The organism is Streptococcus ilei (genome assembly GCF_000479335.1).
Lineage (GTDB): Bacteria > Bacillota > Bacilli > Lactobacillales > Streptococcaceae > Streptococcus > Streptococcus ilei.
On the sequence record NC_022584.1, the window covers coordinates 552381 to 571981 of the forward strand.

Sequence of the window (19601 nt, forward strand, 5' to 3'; positions counted from 1 at the left end):
TTGTTTACTTTTTCGATTTAATTCGCTATAATGAATTGTAATGTAAAAGGAGGTGAAGCTCTTGGCAAGAGGACGTGGAAAAGCAAGCCCACAGGATAAAGAGGCTTTGCGCATTATTTCCGAAAAAATAAGAGAACTATTAAAGGTTCAAAATAAGAAACAGGTCGATTTATCTCGTACAACTGGTATTCCAGCTAGTACCTTGACGGGCTATGTTAAAGGAACTTCTCTCCCAGTTAGTGAGAACTTAGAAAAGATTGCTAGCTTCTTTGAAATTCCTATTTCTGATTTAGACCCACGTTATGGTCAACCAGATACCTTGGAGGATTCTAAGATTGAGTTTATCTATAAGCAACTAGATGAGGATTTTCAAGACTCTCTCTTAGAGGAAGCCAATCGCTTATTGGTTTTACAAGCGGAGCGCAAACGTATCGAGAAGAAATATACACCCTATACAGTCTTTGACAGTTATGCTGCGAGTCAAAGTGCTTCTAAGGGAGATTTAGTTTGGTTTGATCAAAAACTAGCTTATGATTTAGCACTTTGGATTCATACTGACTCGCTAGAGCCAAAATATCCAAAAGGATCTGTTGCCCTAATCAAGCAAACTTTCTACGATACTGCTGGTGCCATCTATGCCATTGAGTACGATGGGCAAACCTTAATCAAGCGTGTCTTCCGTGAAGCCCAAGGAATCCGTCTTGTTTCGCTAAATAAAAAGTATAGTGACAAGGTCATCCCCTTAGAAGAGGAACCTAGAGTAATTGGAAAAGTCATTGCTAGCTTTCTTCCTGCTAAGGAGGATGAGTTATGATTCGATTGATCGCTATCGATTTAGATGGAACTCTTTTATCACCAGATAAAACCATTAGCCCTGCTAATCGGCAGGCTCTTTTGAACGCTGAAGCTGCTGGCTTACACGTCGTCATTTGTACGGGACGCCCCCTATCTGGTGTCCGTCCAATCTTTGAAGAAATTGGTTTCAAAAGCAACCATTCCTATTCGGTGATTAATAACGGTTGTACCACTGTCAAATCTTCAGATTGGTCCGTCATTACCTATGATGCCTTATCTGAAGAAGATTTGGTTTATCTCGATCAATTGACTCAGGAAATTCATCCTCAATTAAGTTTATTCGATTTAAATCGCTATATCATTTTGAATCGGGATCCTTCAGAAATAGCCAAAATGGACGCTAATATCGTTTCTGCTGTGCCTGTATCATTGGGATTGCGAGAAGTTCTTGAGGCACAACCAATTTTCCAAGGGATGTTTATTGATCAGAAAGAACAGATCGATGCCTTTCAAGAGACCTATAAAGAAGCATTGTCCCAGCGCTTCCACACCATTCGCTCTCAACCTATTCTCTTTGAAATTCTTCCCAAAGGCGTAAACAAAGCGACTGGTTTAAAAGCTCTTGCTGAACACCTAGGCATTCCTAGAGAACAGATCATGGCTATCGGAGATGAAAACAACGATATTGAAATGATTGAGTACGCAGGTCTTGGAGTTGCAATGGGCAATGCTCCTGATACTATCAAAGCCTTGGCTGACGTTACCACAACTTCTAACGAAGAAGACGGTGTCGCCACTGCTATCAAGCGCTATGTTTTACAAGCACAGAACTAGAAAAGGAAAAACAGATGAAATACCCAACATTACTAGAACGATTTTTAACCTATGTCAAAGTCAATACTCGATCTGATGAGACTTCAACAACAACTCCTAGCACACCATCACAAGTAGAGTTTGCAAAGAATGTGTTACTTCCTGAAATGGAAAGAGTTGGACTGCAAAATGTTTATTATCTTCCAAACGGTTTTGCTATTGGAACTCTTCCAGCAAATGATCCAAGTCTCACACGAAAGATTGGCTTTATCTCACATATGGATACAGCTGATTTCAATGCGGAAAACATCAGTCCCCAAGTTATCGAAAACTATGATGGTGGCACTATTGCTCTTGGTGATTCTGGTTATTCACTAGATCCTGCTGACTTTGCTAACCTCAACAACTACAAGGGACAGACTTTGATCACTACAGACGGTACGACCCTACTTGGCGCTGATGACAAATCAGGGATCGCTGAAATCATGACAGCCATTGAATACTTGACTGTACATCCTGAAATCAAACACTGTGAAATCCGAGTTGGTTTTGGACCAGATGAAGAAATCGGGATTGGAGCGGACAAATTTGATGCAGAAGATTTCAATGTGGACTTTGCCTATACAGTTGACGGTGGGCCTCTTGGTGAATTGCAATACGAAACCTTCTCCGCTGCAGGCGCTGAAATCACCTTCAAAGGCCGTAATGTTCACCCAGGGACTGCTAAGAACCAAATGGTCAATGCACTTCAGTTAGCCATTGACTTCCATAATCAACTTCCTGAAGAAGACCGTCCTGAAAAAACAGATGGCTACCAAGGTTTCTACCACTTGATGAATGTGGATGGTACTGTCGAGGAAGCGCATGCTAGCTACATCATCCGTGACTTCGAGACAGAGAATTTCGAAGCTCGTAAGGCAAAGATGGAAGAGATTGCAAACAAGATGAACCAAGAACTTGGTGCAGAAAGAGTCCTTTTGACTCTTAAAGACCAGTACTATAACATGAAACAGGTAATCGAGAAAGATATGACACCTGTCAACTTGGCTAAGGAAGTTATGGAAGATCTGGACATCACGCCTATTATTGAACCAATCCGTGGTGGTACAGATGGGTCTAAAATTTCCTTCATGGGTATTCCGACACCAAATCTCTTCGCTGGTGGCGAAAATATGCATGGTCGCTTTGAATACGTCAGTCTTCAAACTATGGAGCGTGCAGTTGATACCATTATCGGTATTGTTAGCCATTCTTAATTCAGTATATTGTTCAAAAAAATGAGAGTGGGACAGAAATCGGTACTTCGTTAGAATTCGATTTCGTCGTCCCACCTCCGCACAGTTGAGTAGGGCTTTAAAAGCTGATGAAATCAGCGTAGTAGAGCCCACTCAACCACTGCGTCTTACTCGACAATCCAAAGACAATTTAGAGGCTAGGACTTTTGTCCCAGCCTCATTTTTCATTCTATTCATTCATGTATTCTACCCTAGCAAACTGTCCATCGATTTGACTCTGGTAACTTTCATAAACTGAAAGAGGGATTCGCAAGCAGGCATGAGCCACTTGGCCAACGAAAGGTAGATTACTAAGAAGGGCTACTTTTCTTCCAGCTTCCTTCTCTATTCTCAAACGTTCAATGATTTGTAGAATCCTTCTAGGTTCGTCTAGAGATCCTCGATCAACCAACAATGTCCAGTCACTCCAATCTGATGCCTCGTCGTCTCCAAAAATAGAACTAAAGAAGGTCACTCCTTCTCCAACATGACCAAATCCGGCTGTCAAATCCAAAGGGTGAAACTTTAAAGAATGATTTATTTGGGGCTGTTCTTGTCTCTCGTACAAGTAGATATTATACAAAAACTGGAGATAGAAAGGATCCATTCGACTCAGGTCACTTACTTCTTCCATTTCGAAGCCTCTATGGAAAGCCTCTAAGATTGATGAAAAACGATAGGGCATCCGTTTGGCAATCCGTTGAATCAATTCATCGTCCGAAACATCCTTCAGAATATTCTTAGGCCACTGATCCGAACCAAAATTTTCAACAGCTTGCTGATAGGCTTCTTCTAGACTAGTTCCAAATCCATAAAGAGCACCGATTGAATGAATCTGAGTATTGAGGACTCTTGAAACTTTCTCAATTGGAAAGACAGGGAGTTTAAAGAGAATACGATCTAGAGTGGGTTCAAATAGGGCAGTCAGACCCTTCATGGTAGGGTGAGGAAGATCTAACAGATGGTCGCCTAATTTTAAGCATAGAGCCTGGTGGTAAATCGAATACCCCAAAGCCATCGACATGGTCGAGAAAGAATCGGATGCAAAAGGATTGACCTCAAGAATATAAAATTGGTAACTCTTTGGATCTAGCGCAAACTTGATAGAGGTCGCTCCAATCAATCTCAAATGGCGTACAATAGACAAAGCTGCCTCTCTCAATGCCTGGTGCTCTGTATCCGTCAAGGTCAGACTAGGGATGACTTGATAGGAATCACTGGAGTGGATCCCCACTGGGTCGACACTTTCAATGTTACCCGCAAGATAATAATTATCCTGGCGATCTCGGACGACGATGTATTCCAACTCCTTGAAGCCAACTGTAGAGAACTCCAACAAACACTGGCCTTGTGGCGATACTTCTAGCCCATTTTCGACAGCATCACATAGATCATCCAAGTTATTAGCGATCCGACGACCTTGCCCATGCTTGCTGGCAAGTGGCCAAACAACAATTGGAAATTGGATTTGTTCCGAAAACTCAATGGCCTCTCTGACTGTTGAAACCAAGGAAGAGGAAGGAACTTGATACCCCAGATCCTGTAAAAATGACTTTTGGTCTGCCTGATGATAAAAAGTTCGGTACTGCCTAAGCGAAGTTCCTAAAATACGAATTTTATGCTCTTTAAGAAATCCGATTTCCTCCAATCTGAATAAAAGCCCAAGAAGTTGCTTATCCGCAAAAGATAACAGTAGATTCTTTGTTTTCGACGCTAGAAGAGCACCTTTCAGACTGTCTAACTTTAAACGAATGACTCTAACAGCTTCCCTTGCTTCTTTGGTGATAGCATTCTCATCTCCACAATAGAGGATTTCAGTTTGGAAGCCACGTTCTTTTAATAAGGGACAAGAAGTGAGTGCTCCAAGCAAACTGACATCATTAAAAGATTCTGCACACAAAAGCGTTACTTGATTCATGACCATAGCTCCTCCCTTCTTTCGTCCGATTTACTTTCAATCAGATCCATAAATTCATCATAGAAATAGAGACTTTCCCTTGGTCCTGGACTGGACTCAATATGGTAGAGGACACCAATTAAAGGAAGGTAGCGATGACGAAAGGCCTCAATAGAGTGATCATGAAGCTCTTCATGCGTTATCAGAAAATCACGTGGAAGCGTATCGCGTTCGATGTTGTACTGATGATTTTGGCTAGTGATTTCGACTTTCCCGGTAGCGACCTCTTTTACAGGAATGTTGAGTCCTCGATGAGGACTTTTTAGTTTGGTGAGGCTTCCTCCGTGGGCAAGGGCTAGTAATTCTGCCCCCAAGCCGATCCCCATGATCGGAATATGAGGATCAATTTTAGCAATCATCTGGCAAATACTATCAATATGATGGGGATTCCCTGGACCACTGGATAGAATGATCGCATCTGGCTGCAAATCCTTCAATTCTTTTAATTTAACGGAATAGGGAACGACCGTTACATTACATCCTCTCGCAATTAATTGACGCAAAACGGAGTGGCGTAAGCCCAGGTCGATCAAGACAATACTCTTCCCAAATCCTGGTGCAGCATAAGGGGTTTTAGTCGATACTTGACGGACTTGGTCAAAAGGCAAGACGGTTGCCCGAAGTTGATCTAGGATATGCTCAATCGCATCCCCTTCATTAACCACTGTAGCCTTCATGCTTCCATGTTCTGTAACAATTTTAGCCAGCTTTCGAGTATCCACTCCTTGAATCCCTGGAATGTTGTGTTTTTTCAGGTAAGCATCTAAGGACAGCTGTTTGCGCCAATTACTTGGATGGCTTGCTAATTGGTGCACTACCACTGCTAGACAACCTGGAAAAATCGATTCATAATCATCTCGGTTAATCCCTGTTGTACCGATAACTGGAAATGTAAAGGCTAAAATTTGCCCCTTATAGGACTGGTCGGTGATCAACTCCTGATAACCCGTCATGGCAGAATTCAAGACCAATTCGCCACTAACATAGGTATCCGCTCCAAAACCAGTTCCTTCAAAAACCGTCCCATCTTCTAATACCAAGAGACGTTTTACCATAAATTCTCCTTACAAACTCCAAAAAGAAAAGTGAGAAAAGACCACCAGATTGTAGACCCTCTCACTTCTCCTTTCTTTTTCTAATCTATTATTTACGTCCAGCTAATACTGCTTCGATGATAGCCATGCGGACGAAGACACCGTTGGTCATTTGCTCCACAATGCGTGATTTAGGTGCTTCTACCAAGTGGTCGGCAATTTCCACATCACGGTTTACTGGAGCTGGGTGCATCAAGATGGCTGTGTCTTTCATACGATCATAGCGTTCTTGTGTCAACCCATGCAAACGATGGTAGTTTTCTTTTGAGAAGAGAGACTCATAGTCATGACGCTCGTGTTGAACACGGAGGAACATCATCACATCAACCTCTTCAATCACTTCATCGATGGTGACAAAGGTTCCATACTCTTCAAATTCTTCACTTCTCCATTCGTCTGGACCAGCGAAGTAAAGGGTTGCCCCCAAGCGTTTTAAGATTTGCATATTGGATTTTGCAACCCGTGAGTGATCCAAGTCACCAGCGATACAAACCTTCAAACCGTCAAAGTGACCAAACTCTTGGTAGATGGTCATCAAGTCTAGTAAACTTTGGCTTGGGTGTTGACCAGATCCATCGCCCCCGTTGACAATAGAGGCTGTGATGGTTGGGCTTTCAATCAATTCCTTGTAGTAGTCTACTTCTGGGTGACGGATGACGCAGATATCAACTCCGAGAGCTGACATGGTCAAAATTGTATCGTAGAGAGTTTCACCCTTGTTTACAGAGCTCGTTTTCACATCAAAGTCAAGGAGATCACAACCTAATTTCAACTCAGCCACTTCAAATGCTTTGTGCGTACGTGTTGACGACTCAAAGAAGAGGTTAGCCACGATATGTTGCTCGTCATAATGAGCTTTTGCTCCATTTTTAAACTCAATCCCACGCTTAATCAAGGCCATAACTTCTTCGTTTGATAAAGCTTCCATTGAGACAAGGTTTTTAAGTGCGATTTGATTTGTAGACATGTTGTAACTCCATTCCAAAGATATGCATATGTGAAAACGATACAGGAAGCTCCCTCAGTCGCTCCTGTATATAGCGACGATTTGAAAACTACCTTATTCACTCACCTCGATCAAGATGCGATCTTGACCATCTAGCTCCGTCATTTCGACAATGATTTCCTCTGATCGACTTGTTGGAATGTTCTTTCCAACATAATCTGGTCGGATCGGCAATTCTCTATGACCACGATCCACTAGGACAGCCAGGCTGACACGCGATGGGCGTCCGCGACTGACAAGATTATCGATGGCTGCTCGAATAGTCCGACCTGTATAAAGGACATCATCAATCAAGATGACATCTTTGCCAGTAATATCTACTGGTAAAACGGTTGAATCTTCTGTTACTTTGATATCATCACGGAAAGGCTTGGTATCCAATTCACAGACTGGAACTTCTATTTGTTCTAGCTGTGCTAACCGTTCTTTGATGCGATTGGCAATGAATACGCCACGAGTTTTGATCCCTACCAAAACAATTTGGCTCAGATCCTTATTCCGTTCGATGATTTCATAGGTGATGCGAGTAATCGCCCGCTTCATCGTTAAATCATCAACGACTTCTTTGATCTTCATCTTTTCCTCCTAATTGATAGAAAAAAGCCTCCCTTTGCAAGGAGGCTTCAGAAAAATGCTAAGAGATAGTATCTAGAACGCATCCAGTCTACCCCTTATTTTGATCAGACTCCTTGCCTGCCTCACGGGACAGGATTAAAGGACTATTTAATTATCCATACTATATCACAGTTTATAGAGGGATGCAAGAAAAAAATTATTTTTTTCTAGTAATGTTCGGATTTATGGTCACAATCCTTCTATTCAATGATGGTCCGTTCCTTTTTACCAATTTTCTTCAAGGCAAACAAACCACAACCAGCGACTAAATAAGCGACAAAAATGATCGTCGCCATCTTAACGACATAGAGCCAGCCGAAACGATTGACATTGATAAAGAAATAAGGGAAAGGACTGTCTTTCGCGCCAGGTACTGGCCATTTAAGAAGCAAACCGTTGAGAAGAGCAAAAAGCATATAAAGAACGGGAAGCACAGTCCAAGCCAACGGATCTAACTTCCGATACTGTTTTGGTTTATCAATCACCAGAGTATCAAAAAAGAACATCAAGGGAACAATGTAGTGACAGAGGAAGTTTTCCAAGCGGTAAAACTTCTCAGGTGTCGCGATGGGTGCTAGCATAAAGTGATAGATGACACAGGTGATCATGATAGACATGGTGACCCCACCCTTCAAGCGAAGATAGCCCTGGGTTTGGGTCGAACGACCACGAAGCATGCGCCAAACCATGTCACCCATGAAGACCATGACCAACATGTTGGATAAAATAGTGTAATAGAGCATCATCCCAAAGCCACCATGCTTGGTGAGTTGCAGATAAACACCAATGACACTCAAGATAAACAATAGAAAACGATAGCTAAACAATAGTTTGAATTTCATAGTATTCTCCTGAAAGAAAAGGGCCAGGCCCTTCTTCTTATTTTTAGATCTTCTTCACAAATTCTGATTTGAGTTTCATTGCGCCAAAGCCATCAATCTTACAATCGATGTTGTGGTCGCCTTCAACAATGCGAATGTTTTTCACGCGCGTTCCTTGTTTCAAATCTTTTGGTGCACCCTTGACTTTCAAGTCTTTGATTAAGGTGACGGTATCCCCATCAGCCAATTTGTTTCCATTGGCATCAATCGCAACGACACCATCTTCTTCAACGACTTCAGCTGGGTTCCATTCATAAGCACATTCTGGACAGACCAAGAGGGCTCCATCTTCATAGACATATTCTGAATGACATTTTGGACAGTTTGGTAAGTTATTCATTTCAATCTCCTTAGCAAAATTAACTCCCATAGTATACCATGAAAGGGACGTTTTGACAAATTCTGCTCAACTCTAACAGTTTATATAAAAGAGGAGGCAACTCGGCATCCTAGAATCGATGATAACCTTTAATCTTCTTGCAATTCTTGAATGCCTCGAATCACGCGTACTCCTGCTTGACTCCTATCTCGTAGTTCTTCTTCAGAGTACGGGAAGGTATTGATCAAGATACTTTGCATACCAATACTTTTCGCTACAGCTACATCTGTAGTGAAGTCATTCCCTACCATGACCGTTTTATCAGAATTCAACTGGTGTTCTTTGATCACTTTCACGAGAAATTCGAACTGAGGTTTGCGAATCCCAGCATCTGACGACAGATAAATATCATGGAAAATCTCTCTCAAGCCGAGCAAATCAATCTCTGGGTTGGTAAAGTCCGCTTGTGCATTAGATAAGAGGTAGAGCCGACAACCTGCAACCTTCATATCTTCTAAGACTTCTTTCGTGTGTGGGTAAAGCTCCAAGCGTTTTCGTGAGAGGACACGAAAGGTCCGTGCTATCAAGCGTCCCCACTCTCTGAGATGATGGACACTTGCTCCAGTTGGATGACTCTCTAGATAGAGTTGAACAAAGATCACTGTCAAATCAACCTCAGGATAGGTCACATGTTTTTCTTTCGCGATACTTTCCTCAGCTTGCCGCACCAACTCCTTATAACGGACTTGCAGGCTTTCTCCTGTATAATGAGCCCCATAGGATTGGTAGATTTGGGCCATGGTATCCCATAAACTTGGATTGCCCTCATCTGTTTCGATGTCAACCAAGGTTCCATAAAAATCGAAAATATAGTTTTTAAATGCGTACTTTTGCTGATTCATCTCTTTCTCCCGTTACAAACATAGTAAAGGTGGCCTTACAGACATTGGCACCCTCCTGATTGGTGATATCGACATCCACTACTCGAGTCGTCCGCCCACTGTGGACACATTCCCCGTGGATGGTCAAGACATCTCCTAGACGTCCGGCTTTCAAGTAATTGATAGAAGACTGCAAGGTTACCCCATCTACCCCCTGAGAAATCACGACCAAACCACTGATCTGATCACACAGGGTAAAGAGATAGCCGCCGTGCGCATTTCCATAATAATTGAGAGACGATTCGACCACCTTAGTAGTCACAACGACATGACCATCTCTCATGGTTTCGATCTCATAATTTTCAAATGCAGCAATTGCATCGAAGTGAAAATCTTTCATGTTAAGCCTTCTTCCCCCTATATAAGGTATTCCTAAACCCTTTCATCATACTACTTTTTTCCACTTCTTACAAGAATAAGAAAAGAGCTGGTGGAAGCCAACTCCTTAATAGCGACATTTTTCCCAGCCATCGTCTGTCCGTTTGCGATAATAGTACTCGGACAAGTCTGGGTCTTCCATGACCTCCAGCAGAGGAAACATGTCGTAGGATAAGTCCAACTTTTCTAATTGGTCCTTCTCAACCCAAGAAACTTCTCCTTCTTCAGACGATCTTAGCTGGCCAGTATATTCTGTCGCTTTGTAGCAAAAGACGATATAGCGACCTCCCTCATCTGGCTCCCAGTCTTTGACTGCGACGAGTTTGGGAGCTGCAATCGTAAGACCTGTCTCTTCGTAAACTTCACGAATGACTGATTCTGCAAGGCTTTCACCTTCTTCAATATGTCCTCCAGGAAAGGCATAGCCAGCCCAGTGAGTCTTTTCAGGTGAGCGGTATTGAAGGACAACTCTATTCGCAGGCTCTTCAATAATACAGATATTGGTCAATATGGTGGCTGTTTAAGTAATCATTATGTATATTCCTTAATTTACAATTTCCTTAAGTAAGGATACAAAAATAATTACTTAGCACGGTCCAACGAATTAATGTATTATTAATAATATTCTGAAAGATTGATTGCCAATTACAACAAACTAAAAGGCTCTAAGGATGCTCCGAAATGTCTTTTAGGTAAACTTTTCGCTTCATATCGTCAACGTATTTTTCTATTCCAAAAATATCAACTATAAAATGTGGGAAAGAAGATAAAATAACTACTTGTTCATTTGGTTTGATAAATTTTTCAAATTGATTTATAAATATACTCTCAGAATTGGTAATATTAGCTTCATTTTCAACCAAATGCATTGAACCATATATAAAATACTGAACCAATTTTTCAATTTTCTCATTAGAGTAATCTGGATTATTATAACAATCTGAAGATATACACTTATATTTTTGCTTGAATGTTGTACTGCTACCTTTTTTCTCAACCTCATAAATATTAAACGAATGGAGTGTTACATTACTCTCATTTATAAAATCATCATTAAAACATTTTAAAGCTTCAAACATAGGATAACTGATTAGCAATTTCCCTTTTTCCGTTGATTCGTTAAAGAAAGACAATAAATCATTCATACTCTCACAAAGAATTTCATTTCGATCTTTACGCTTACAATAGTAATGTGCATCTAGGTCAAAAAAAAGAAAAATGTCCGAGAACTTTTCATAATCATCTAACTCAGCATCATATGCTATAGACTTAGATTTTAATAGTTCTAGTAGGACAGGAATTGTTTCAAATTCATCGTCCATTTTATAACTAGAAATTTTTCTATATAAATCATAAATTAATGTACCATAGCTCTGAACAATAATTGGAGAAACATGATTTCCATTTTTTTCCATAACCTCTTTGTGATATTGAATAAATTGTTCTATATATTTCGGTTCATCTTTAGCTCCCTCAACAATAAATAATATATTACTCATTATCAAAACTTCCTGCGCGATACATTTTTTCAATATTTTGTGCTTGACGAATTTCACGACCAGAACGATCCGCAATGTTAGCAATTTTGTTATTAGAAATAGTAAAATAACAATCCGGTCTTAAAATAGAGTTAGACATATTTGCAGTATTATGTGTTGTTAAAATAATTTGACTGGTAGATTCTTTGAGTTTTTGTATCAATTTTCTGGACACATCATGATGAAAATAAGAATCAAATTCATCAATAAACATAAAATGAATACCATCTTCCATTTGCATATACCACATATAAAATAATGATAAGGCAACTGTTCCCTTTGACATAATGCTAAAGAAATTAGCCTCTTTCCCAGAAGGAAATTTTACAAAAATATATTTTGTATCATCAATTTCTTTTTCAAATAAGTCATATTTAATATCCAAATCAGACAGAAATTCTTGATAATCTTTTACTTTATTTTTTTCAATAATTGTCGAAGCTATACCGCCATTACCTGTCGTATATCCCTGATAATGATTACCATATATTGAGTCGAAAGATAACATCGATTCAACAAACTTAATAAATCTGTTAAAAATGTCATCCTTAGTTCCCTCAATGTTATCTGCTCCTGTTGAATAAACATAAGCAAGTTTTACTAGAGATTGGTCGTTTCTTAATTTATCAAAGTTAATTTCCCTGCCATTTTTTAAATTTATAGTCCTAAACTGTCTCTCTTTATTATACTGAATAATTAATTCATCATCTATAAATAGTTCTTCACAAACAATTTCATCATAGCTACGCTTAGAGTAATTATATTTAACAATGTGATTACTAAAATTAAATGTATATTCAAATTCAGCAAACTTAGGCATAGTTTCTAAATTTAAAAAATGCTTTTTATAATCATCACTATTTTTTTCATTATCAGTAAGATGGGTTATAATGTCCATAATAGCTAAACCTAGATTAGATTTTCCTGAGGCGTTATCTCCATATATTACTGCAGTTCTAAGTATATTATTTTTTACTACGCTGTTATTAAACGAATAATTTCCAGATTTTAAGTCAAATTCAATTTTTGTTTCAAAATTTTTAAAGCCTTTTACTGTAAATTTTTGTAACATTTCAGCACCTCCTTTTTACCGTAAAAAAATTACGGATAATTTGATTATACGATAAATTTTCATTAAGTGCAAGACATGAACCCAATATATTAAAATTGGAATTGTAGCGTTACAATAGATGTGAGACTTCTAGAAGTCAAAAAGAAGATTCCCTGATATGATAAGAGTACCACCACTCACCAAAAAGGAATCTTCTCATGACTAGTATATCACAAAATCTTCGCTATCTACCACATACTCTAGAGACACGGTACCACGCTGTTAAAACCTACCGAAATGGTGCCTCTGTCGCCTTCATCTGACAACGCTACAAGGTCTCAAAAGCCTCTCTCATGCGCTGGAACAACCGATTCGACGGCACAAAGAATCTCTGAAAGACCGCTCTCATCGCCCTCTAACACCGCATCCAAAAGCTCATACCAAGCAAGAGATAACCTGGATTAAAAACTGCATCAAAAGAAATCCAACGGCAACTCTCATCGAAATCTTCTACAAGCTCAAAAAACAATAAGGGATACAATAGGCATCCTTGCTCACTCTTTAGAATCTTGAGAAAACTGGACTTCTTCAAATCCTCTAAAACAAAGCAGAAGCCTTATGTACCGAAACCATATGACACTCCGACTAAACTCGGTATCAAGTGGCAGATGGATGTCAAATACGTACCGACTCACTGCTACACAGGTAAACTACCTGACAAGTTCTACCAGTATACTGTCATTGATGAGGCCAGCCGAGAACGTTTTATCTTCCCTTTCAAAGAGCAATCGTCCCACTCAACGATTCAATTTCTCAAAATGGCTATCAAACACTTTGGCTATAAACCAAAAATCATTCAAACAGATAATTGCTTCGAGTTCACTCATTTCAAAGAGACTAAACAAGTTCACCCACTTGATCTACTTTGTCAAGAACTTGGCATTGAACACAAGCTGATTCGTCCTCGAACACCAAGGCATAATGGCAAGGTTGAACGCAGTCATAGAAATGACAATCGACGTTTCTACCAACACCTTACTTTCTTCTCTTATGACGATCTCATCAAGCAGATGAAAACATATCTTTATCGCTCCAAACAACTCCCTATGCAAACTTTAGGATGGAAATCTCCTATCGATAACAGAAAATCTTTACTAGGAGCTAGCTCCTAGTAAAGTTCACCAAATAGTTATCTTCAAAATAACATTTATGGTCCCACATCATTGACAAAGGTACAAAGAAAAGAGCTGGTGGAACCCAACTCCTTAATAGCGAAATTTATCCCAACCATCGTCTGTCCGTTTGCGATAGTAGTACTCGGATAGGTCTGGGTCTTCCATCACTTCCAGCAGAGGAAGCATGTCGTAGGATAAGTCCAACTTTTCTAATTGGTCCTTCTCAACCCAAGAAACTTCTCCTTCTTCAGACGATCTTAGCTGGCCGGTGAATTCTGTTGCTTTGTAGCAAAAGACAATATAGCGAGTTCCATCCTCCAACTGCCAGTTTTTCACAGCTGCTAGCTGGGGATTGGAGATCGTTAGGCCGGTTTCTTCTTTAATCTCTCGGATGACAGACTCAACCAGACTCTCACCTTCTTCAATGTGGCCTCCTGGAAAAGCATAGCCGGACCAGTGATTTTTTTCAGGTGACCGGTATTGGAGGACCACCTTATTCGATGTACAGTCTTCAATCAGACATAGATTTGTTAGAATGGTAGATGTTGCGCGTGACATAGAAACCTTTCTTCTCATTATATTTTTAATCTGTCTCTATCTTATCTTTTTTCATAATAAAGGGATTGAAACTCCTTTATACCTTTGCTTTGATTTTTCGGCATGCTACTGTCCCTTAAGGGAAAACAACAGCGAAAGTTTAAAAAATACTCTCTATTGGTTGCCATTAACTGTATTAACCGGAACTTGTACATGCAAATAAGATAGTTGAAAATAAGAAATGAGAATAAAATACCGTCTTCATTTCTACTTTTCCCAAATACTCTAGTACCAGATTCATAGCGAAAGGCATTACAACTCCATGATGAAAGGATTAACTAGCTTATGATACATAGTTCTATAGACACTCCATAAGCCAATGCCATGTTCGTAAGAGCCGTGATCAATAATCACGTAGTTCCCTTCCATTCTTGCGTTGTGATAAATTGGTGGGATTATTGTATTAGGTGACATAGATATTGACATGTTTAACATGAACCCAAAAAACAAAAGCAAAATAAAACTAAAAATCAATGAGAAAACATGACTCGATTCCGTTCCTCTCTTTTTATAAAAGTTGGTCCAAAAATGGCAAAATAATACGAAGACCAGAGAGTCAAACCATAAACTGCAGAGAATCGGAATAAAGGATAGACCAAAAACTACTAATAGTAATTCAATGACGAAAAAAACTAAAGAGAATAAATAAAACTTTTTAAAACCATTTAACTGCTTAAGCATAGAGAAGACTCCTTATAGAGAAATGCTATAACTAATCCTATTATAAAGCGAATCCATAACTAGGTCAATGTGCATTGAATGGATACCTTCATTTGAGATTTTTTACTTCCATTTCTGGTGGGTTGCAAATCTCAAGGGACAAAAAATCCACATTCAGGCTTGAAAGTGGAGTTCTTGCCTTAAATAATGATCAATAGAATATGAACACCCAATCGTATCCAATGATCAACGAGAGGCGCATCCGGATCACTTTTTTTGCTATCTAAGTATAGGCTAAGAGATAACAAAAGCAAAGCAAGAGCAATAACCATTTTAAGCGATAGCATCATACCGCCAATAGCCAGATCCGCTAGAAAGCCGAAAAATGGTAAAGGGCTAAATAAAAATGCCAAAAATCTGAAATAGAACATAAACAAAGAGAGAATCAATAGGCCGTAAACAATCAAATAAGTAAAAATAGAAACCCTTTGACCTTCTCTTTTCATTTTTGAAATTGAAGAAATGACATAGATTATATAGATAAATAGCAACATATTGGATCATCCCTATTTTTTATATTATATTGATAGTTTAACCAAATCCTATTCAAAACACAACTAAAGACACTAACTTATAAGAAGAAACTGACTTTTCAACAGAGTTTCTTCACTTCTACTGCTACCTTTTGGAGATGCTGTTCACGGACGCTAGCTGTATTCACATCCCGTCCAACTTCCCCTAAAATACAGACACGCTTGGTTTTAATCCCACAATGGTTCAAGACAGCATTTTTCAAGACAGAAATGCCGTAACTATCAGGAATGTTGAGAGGGCCTGAAAAAATCTTGTACCACCAAGTAGGGGCCATGGAAGTCGCATAAATACTGGCTGTTTTCCCTTTGAGCAACTTCTTAAATTGTTTGCCTCTGAGGTAATTCCAGACAAAGCTGCCCTGATCATTGGCCGAGTAGGCAATCCCCGGTGTAAAGACCCGATCAATCCAACCTTTCAGGAGACTGGGCATACTACTCCACCAGATGGGATAAACAAAGATCAGGTGATCCGCCCACTGGATCAATTCTTGGGAACGAAGGATAAAAGGATCTTCCTCCATCCGTTTTCGGTAACCATAACGTAAAACAGGATCAAAATCCTCTTCATTAAGATTAATAGTTATAATCTCATGACGGCTTGTATCCAAATTGCTTACAATTGTCTGAAAAATCGCTTGGCAGTAACTTTCCTTATCAGGGTGCCCATGGATGACTAATATTTTCATTCGTATTCTCCTCCAACTCTTTTTTTCGTTCTATCTCTTTCACTCTTTATACTTGATTAATTGATAATGGCTCAAAGATTGATAGATACGTCCTTTAGGAATTTTTATTTGAAGAACACATCATCCGCAATTCCTTAACAGGTTTTCCAAGTTCAAGTATTTTTTCTTGGCCATCAAAAGTAAAACCCATTTTTTGATAGAAAGCAATGGCTCGCTTATTCTCTTTTAATACCCATAAATAAATTTCAGAGAAATGATCAAGAGCACTCAGAACTTCCGTCATTAATTTCTGAGCAATACCTTTTCCGTAATAGTCTTTTAAAACATATAAGGCAATAATTTCACCAGCTTGAACAGCCTCATCACGAAAGTTTCCATAACTGATAAAACCAACTACCTTCTTTCCATCCATCGCAATCAAGGTATTTTCTGGATAGTTTTGACTAAAGAAACGACATCTATCTAATGTCATTGTCTCCTGAAATTCTGCAGGCAAAAGGTCGTCATAAGCCTCTCTCCACGTTTGCCAATGAACGAGGGACTTGCCTTCTATCTCTTCAGGAGTTTCCATTACTTTGATAGTGATGACCATTTGTTTCCTCCCATTCTTCTCTCAAAATACCGTATTTAATACTATCATAATAAACACCTTGATAATAACGAACTTTTGGAATATAAGCTTCTTTTTTCATTCTTAATTTTTCAGCCAATTTCATCATACCAAAATTTCCTGACCAAGTTGTTAAACCAAGATGCTCCAACTCCAAGTAATCCTGAAATGTCCGATCTATCCACTGTAGCATAGCAGTTTTTCCAATTCCAGAGTTCCAAAACTTGTTATCATAAATACAAATTCCCAATTCCATCCATCTTGTTTCTTTACATACCCAGTAGCGGGAAACAGTCCCAACTAGTTTATCATCAACAAAAATACCAAGTCGATTTGAGTTGTTTAGAGTGGATTCTGATTTTTTTAGTTTAAATTCTTGAAAATTAGGAAAATACTGATAATCGTCATAATAGTGAGCGTCATACTGCTTCCAAATTGGATTAGATTGTGAATAAGCAATTTCCCACAAAGACACCAAATCTTCTTCTATTAGTTTTCTTAAATAGATCATATTTATCCCTCAATCCAAGGCCTTGACTTCCAACATCATATCACGGATTTGAGCTGCCAACTCGAAGTCAAGCACTTCGACGGCTTCTTGCATTTGTTTCTCTAGTTTCTTGACCAATTCTTTGCGTTCTTGTTTATTGAGGCTATTGATGTCAACTTCCTTGTCCTCTTCCTTAGCAACTGCCTTAGTTACAGCAATCAGGTCACGGATTTCTTTCTTAATGGTTTGTGGGACGATGCCATGCTCTTCATTATAGGACATCTGAATCTGCCGACGACGAGCCGTTTCATCGATAGCTTTTTGCATGGATTGGGTCATGGTGTCCGCATACATAATAACGTGTCCTTCACTATTACGGGCAGCACGACCAATGGTCTGGATCAGCCCACGCTCATTACGGAGGAAACCTTCCTTGTCAGCATCGAGAATAGCAACTAAGCTGACTTCCGGTACGTCAATCCCTTCACGAAGGAGGTTGATTCCGACCAAGACATCAAAGACTCCCAGACGCAAATCACGGATGATTTCTGTCCGCTCCAAGGTCTTAATGTCCGAGTGCATGTATTTGACCTTGACGCCCATTTCCTTGAAGTAGTCCGTCAAATCTTCTGCCATCTTCTTGGTCAAGGTCGTGACAAAGGTCCGCTCTCCACGTTCCACACGCGCATTGATCTCACCTAAGAGATCATCCATTTGCCCCATGGTAGGACGCACTTCCACCTCTGGATCCAGAAGGCCGGTCGGACGAATGATCTGCTCAATCACAGTGTCCGTTTGTGACATCTCATAGTCGCCTGGCGTCGCAGATACATAAACGATCTGGTGGACATGGCTTTCAAACTCTTCCCGACGGAGAGGACGGTTGTCCAAGGCCGATGGCAAACGGAAGCCATAGTTGACCAACATCTCCTTGCGCGAGCGGTCTCCATTGTACATGCCCTTGATTTGTCCCATGGTCATGTGACTTTCATCAATCATAATGAGAAAATCTTCTGGGAAGAAGTCCAGAAGGGTGTACGGTGGTTCTCCTTCGCTCCGTCCATCCATGTGACGAGAATAGTTTTCCACCCCATTGGTGTAGCCCATCTCTCGCAACATTTCAATGTCGTACTCGGTGCGTTGCTTCAGCCGTTGAGCTTCCAAGAGCTTGCCTTCTTTTTCAAAAACCTTTAACTGCTCTTCTAATTCAGCCTGAATCTTGGCAATGGCCACTTCCATATGATCGTCATTGGTCACAAAGTGAGTGGCTGGGAAAATCGCCAAGTGGTCCACTTCACCAAGGACTTGACCAGTCAGAGCTTCAACCTCACGGATGCGGTCAATCTCATCCCCGAAAAACTCAACCCGAAAGGCATGCTCATCCCGAGAGGCAGGGAAAATCTCTACTACATCCCCACGGACACGGAATTTCCCCCGTTGAAAGTCGATGTCGTTACGCTCAAACTGGATATCCACCAAGTCGTTGAGCAATTTATCACGAGAAATCTCCAGACCTGGACGCAGACTGACCACGCTATCCGCGTATTCCTTAGGCGAACCCAGACCATAGATACAGGAAACAGATGCGACGACAATGACGTCATTACGTTCTAAAAGAGCGGAGGTTGCTGAGTGACGAAGCTTGTCAATCTCATCGTTGACCGAGCTATCTTTTTCGATGTAGGTATCGCTCGATGGCACATAGGCTTCTGGCTGGTAGTAATCGTAGTAAGAGACGAAATACTCGACCGCATTTTCAGGGAAAAATTCCTTGAACTCCCCATAGAGCTGGCCCGCCAAGGTTTTATTGTGGGCGATAACCAGGGTCGGCTTATTAACCTGGGCAATGACCTGACTCATGGTATAGGTCTTTCCCGTACCAGTTGCCCCCATCAGGATTTGGGCTTTCTCGCCCCCCTCGATATTATCCACCAACTGCTCGATGGCTTGCGGTTGATCCCCAGACGGTTGATATTTGGAGACCAGTTTAAATTTGTTGTCTGTAATTCGGTTAATCATCTCTTTGTCCTCACATATATAGACTTTATTTTACCATAAATCACCAGAATTCTCTGAGATGGGAAATGACAGAGAGATACAAGACGTAACAACATAATCCATTAATTCA

At 40.1% G+C, this 19601-nt stretch carries 20 protein-coding genes and 1 pseudogene; 4 read left to right on the forward strand and 17 right to left on the reverse strand.

Features of this window, described 5'->3' with window-relative positions; genetic code table 11:
* Window positions 1–61 precede the first annotated feature (61 nt).
* The 3 genes from N596_RS02755 to pepT are packed head-to-tail and all read left to right on the forward strand — an operon-like array spanning window position 62 to window position 2864.
* Window positions 62–814, forward strand: a complete 753-nt coding sequence (locus N596_RS02755) for a LexA family transcriptional regulator (protein ID WP_023023357.1) — start codon at window positions 62–64, stop codon at window positions 812–814.
* Complete coding sequence (locus N596_RS02760; RefSeq protein WP_023026867.1) at window positions 811–1629, forward strand: Cof-type HAD-IIB family hydrolase; 819 nt, start codon at window positions 811–813, stop codon at window positions 1627–1629. Before N596_RS02755 ends, N596_RS02760 begins: the two co-directional genes overlap by 4 nt.
* A gap of 14 nt (window positions 1630–1643) precedes the next feature.
* Entirely contained in the window at window positions 1644–2864 is a 1221-nt protein-coding gene (gene pepT / locus N596_RS02765; RefSeq protein WP_023026868.1) for a peptidase T, read from the forward strand.
* A gap of 208 nt (window positions 2865–3072) precedes the next feature.
* Here the strand turns inward: pepT and N596_RS02770 are convergent, their stop codons facing one another.
* The 11 genes from N596_RS02770 to N596_RS02820 all read right to left on the reverse strand — a co-directional run bounded on the left by N596_RS02770 (window position 3073) and on the right by N596_RS02820 (window position 12683).
* Entirely contained in the window at window positions 3073–4800 is a 1728-nt protein-coding gene (locus N596_RS02770) for an ATP-binding protein (RefSeq protein WP_023026869.1), read from the reverse strand.
* The gene (locus N596_RS02775; RefSeq protein WP_023026870.1) at window positions 4797–5894 is read right to left on the reverse strand and encodes a carbamoyl phosphate synthase small subunit; all 1098 of its coding nucleotides are present in this window, start codon (window positions 5892–5894) and stop codon (window positions 4797–4799) included. Before N596_RS02775 ends, N596_RS02770 begins: the two co-directional genes overlap by 4 nt.
* Window positions 5895–5982: 88 nt before the next feature.
* Window positions 5983–6900, reverse strand: coding sequence for an aspartate carbamoyltransferase catalytic subunit (locus tag N596_RS02780; protein ID WP_023023366.1), 918 nt, complete (start codon window positions 6898–6900; stop codon window positions 5983–5985).
* Window positions 6901–6993: 93 nt separating this feature from the next.
* Window positions 6994–7515 (reverse strand): bifunctional pyr operon transcriptional regulator/uracil phosphoribosyltransferase PyrR, encoded by a 522-nt coding sequence (gene pyrR / locus N596_RS02785; RefSeq protein ID WP_006596278.1) that lies wholly within the window; start codon window positions 7513–7515, stop codon window positions 6994–6996.
* 239 nt (window positions 7516–7754) lie between these two features.
* The gene (locus N596_RS02790) at window positions 7755–8396 is read right to left on the reverse strand and encodes a Pr6Pr family membrane protein (RefSeq protein WP_023026871.1); all 642 of its coding nucleotides are present in this window, start codon (window positions 8394–8396) and stop codon (window positions 7755–7757) included.
* A gap of 43 nt (window positions 8397–8439) precedes the next feature.
* Window positions 8440–8775, reverse strand: coding sequence for a zinc ribbon domain-containing protein YjdM (locus N596_RS02795; RefSeq protein WP_006597346.1), 336 nt, complete (start codon window positions 8773–8775; stop codon window positions 8440–8442).
* Between the two features lie 128 nt (window positions 8776–8903).
* Window positions 8904–9656 (reverse strand): HAD family hydrolase, encoded by a 753-nt coding sequence (locus N596_RS02800; RefSeq protein ID WP_023026872.1) that lies wholly within the window; start codon window positions 9654–9656, stop codon window positions 8904–8906.
* Window positions 9631–10035 carry a PaaI family thioesterase gene (locus N596_RS02805; protein ID WP_006596274.1) on the reverse strand — a complete coding sequence of 135 codons (405 nt, stop codon included), beginning with the start codon at window positions 10033–10035 and terminating at the stop codon, window positions 9631–9633. Before N596_RS02805 ends, N596_RS02800 begins: the two co-directional genes overlap by 26 nt.
* A 105-nt stretch (window positions 10036–10140) precedes the next feature.
* On the reverse strand, window positions 10141–10581 hold the full coding sequence (locus N596_RS02810; RefSeq protein ID WP_023023373.1) for an 8-oxo-dGTP diphosphatase: 441 nt from the start codon (window positions 10579–10581) through the stop codon (window positions 10141–10143).
* Between the two features lie 157 nt (window positions 10582–10738).
* Entirely contained in the window at window positions 10739–11572 is an 834-nt protein-coding gene (locus N596_RS02815; protein WP_023023375.1) for a hypothetical protein, read from the reverse strand.
* Window positions 11565–12683, reverse strand: a complete 1119-nt coding sequence (locus N596_RS02820; RefSeq protein WP_023023377.1) for an AAA family ATPase — start codon at window positions 12681–12683, stop codon at window positions 11565–11567. Before N596_RS02820 ends, N596_RS02815 begins: the two co-directional genes overlap by 8 nt.
* 197 nt (window positions 12684–12880) lie before the next feature.
* Between N596_RS02820 and N596_RS09955 the strand changes: the two are divergent.
* Window positions 12881–13834: pseudogene (locus tag N596_RS09955) on the forward strand (DDE-type integrase/transposase/recombinase).
* 93 nt (window positions 13835–13927) lie between these two features.
* On the opposite strand, the gene N596_RS02830 reads toward N596_RS09955, so the two are convergent.
* From N596_RS02830 to uvrB, 6 genes are all read right to left on the reverse strand, one after another.
* Entirely contained in the window at window positions 13928–14395 is a 468-nt protein-coding gene (locus N596_RS02830) for an 8-oxo-dGTP diphosphatase (RefSeq protein WP_023023380.1), read from the reverse strand.
* A gap of 899 nt (window positions 14396–15294) precedes the next feature.
* Window positions 15295–15648, reverse strand: a complete 354-nt coding sequence (locus N596_RS02840; RefSeq protein WP_023026874.1) for a hypothetical protein — start codon at window positions 15646–15648, stop codon at window positions 15295–15297.
* 98 nt (window positions 15649–15746) lie between these two features.
* The gene (locus tag N596_RS02845) at window positions 15747–16373 is read right to left on the reverse strand and encodes an NAD(P)H-dependent oxidoreductase (protein WP_023026875.1); all 627 of its coding nucleotides are present in this window, start codon (window positions 16371–16373) and stop codon (window positions 15747–15749) included.
* 94 nt (window positions 16374–16467) lie between these two features.
* Window positions 16468–16965, reverse strand: a complete 498-nt coding sequence (locus N596_RS02850; RefSeq protein ID WP_023026876.1) for a GNAT family N-acetyltransferase — start codon at window positions 16963–16965, stop codon at window positions 16468–16470.
* Window positions 16931–17494 carry a GNAT family N-acetyltransferase gene (locus N596_RS02855; protein WP_023026877.1) on the reverse strand — a complete coding sequence of 188 codons (564 nt, stop codon included), beginning with the start codon at window positions 17492–17494 and terminating at the stop codon, window positions 16931–16933. Before N596_RS02855 ends, N596_RS02850 begins: the two co-directional genes overlap by 35 nt.
* A gap of 9 nt (window positions 17495–17503) precedes the next feature.
* Complete coding sequence (uvrB, locus tag N596_RS02860; RefSeq protein WP_023026878.1) at window positions 17504–19492, reverse strand: excinuclease ABC subunit UvrB; 1989 nt, start codon at window positions 19490–19492, stop codon at window positions 17504–17506.
* Window positions 19493–19601 lie beyond the last annotated feature (109 nt).

Coding starts and splice junctions, on each gene's coding strand:
- pyrR (WP_006596278.1), bottom strand. CDS start 7,515: ATGAAGATCAAAGAAGTCGTTGATGATTTAACGATGAAGCGGGCGATT.
- N596_RS02760 (WP_023026867.1), top strand. CDS start 811: ATGATTCGATTGATCGCTATCGATTTAGATGGAACTCTTTTATCACCA.
- N596_RS02830 (WP_023023380.1), bottom strand. CDS start 14,395: ATGTCACGCGCAACATCTACCATTCTAACAAATCTATGTCTGATTGAA.
- N596_RS02845 (WP_023026875.1), bottom strand. CDS start 16,373: ATGAAAATATTAGTCATCCATGGGCACCCTGATAAGGAAAGTTACTGC.
- N596_RS02840 (WP_023026874.1), bottom strand. CDS start 15,648: ATGTTGCTATTTATCTATATAATCTATGTCATTTCTTCAATTTCAAAA.
- N596_RS02855 (WP_023026877.1), bottom strand. CDS start 17,494: ATGATCTATTTAAGAAAACTAATAGAAGAAGATTTGGTGTCTTTGTGG.
- N596_RS02805 (WP_006596274.1), bottom strand. CDS start 10,035: ATGAAAGATTTTCACTTCGATGCAATTGCTGCATTTGAAAATTATGAG.
- N596_RS02850 (WP_023026876.1), bottom strand. CDS start 16,965: ATGGTCATCACTATCAAAGTAATGGAAACTCCTGAAGAGATAGAAGGC.
- N596_RS02770 (WP_023026869.1), bottom strand. CDS start 4,800: ATGAATCAAGTAACGCTTTTGTGTGCAGAATCTTTTAATGATGTCAGT.
- N596_RS02790 (WP_023026871.1), bottom strand. CDS start 8,396: ATGAAATTCAAACTATTGTTTAGCTATCGTTTTCTATTGTTTATCTTG.
- N596_RS02795 (WP_006597346.1), bottom strand. CDS start 8,775: ATGAATAACTTACCAAACTGTCCAAAATGTCATTCAGAATATGTCTAT.
- uvrB (WP_023026878.1), bottom strand. CDS start 19,492: ATGATTAACCGAATTACAGACAACAAATTTAAACTGGTCTCCAAATAT.
- N596_RS02820 (WP_023023377.1), bottom strand. CDS start 12,683: ATGTTACAAAAATTTACAGTAAAAGGCTTTAAAAATTTTGAAACAAAA.
- N596_RS02780 (WP_023023366.1), bottom strand. CDS start 6,900: ATGTCTACAAATCAAATCGCACTTAAAAACCTTGTCTCAATGGAAGCT.
- N596_RS02815 (WP_023023375.1), bottom strand. CDS start 11,572: ATGAGTAATATATTATTTATTGTTGAGGGAGCTAAAGATGAACCGAAA.
- N596_RS02775 (WP_023026870.1), bottom strand. CDS start 5,894: ATGGTAAAACGTCTCTTGGTATTAGAAGATGGGACGGTTTTTGAAGGA.
- pepT (WP_023026868.1), top strand. CDS start 1,644: ATGAAATACCCAACATTACTAGAACGATTTTTAACCTATGTCAAAGTC.
- N596_RS02800 (WP_023026872.1), bottom strand. CDS start 9,656: ATGAATCAGCAAAAGTACGCATTTAAAAACTATATTTTCGATTTTTAT.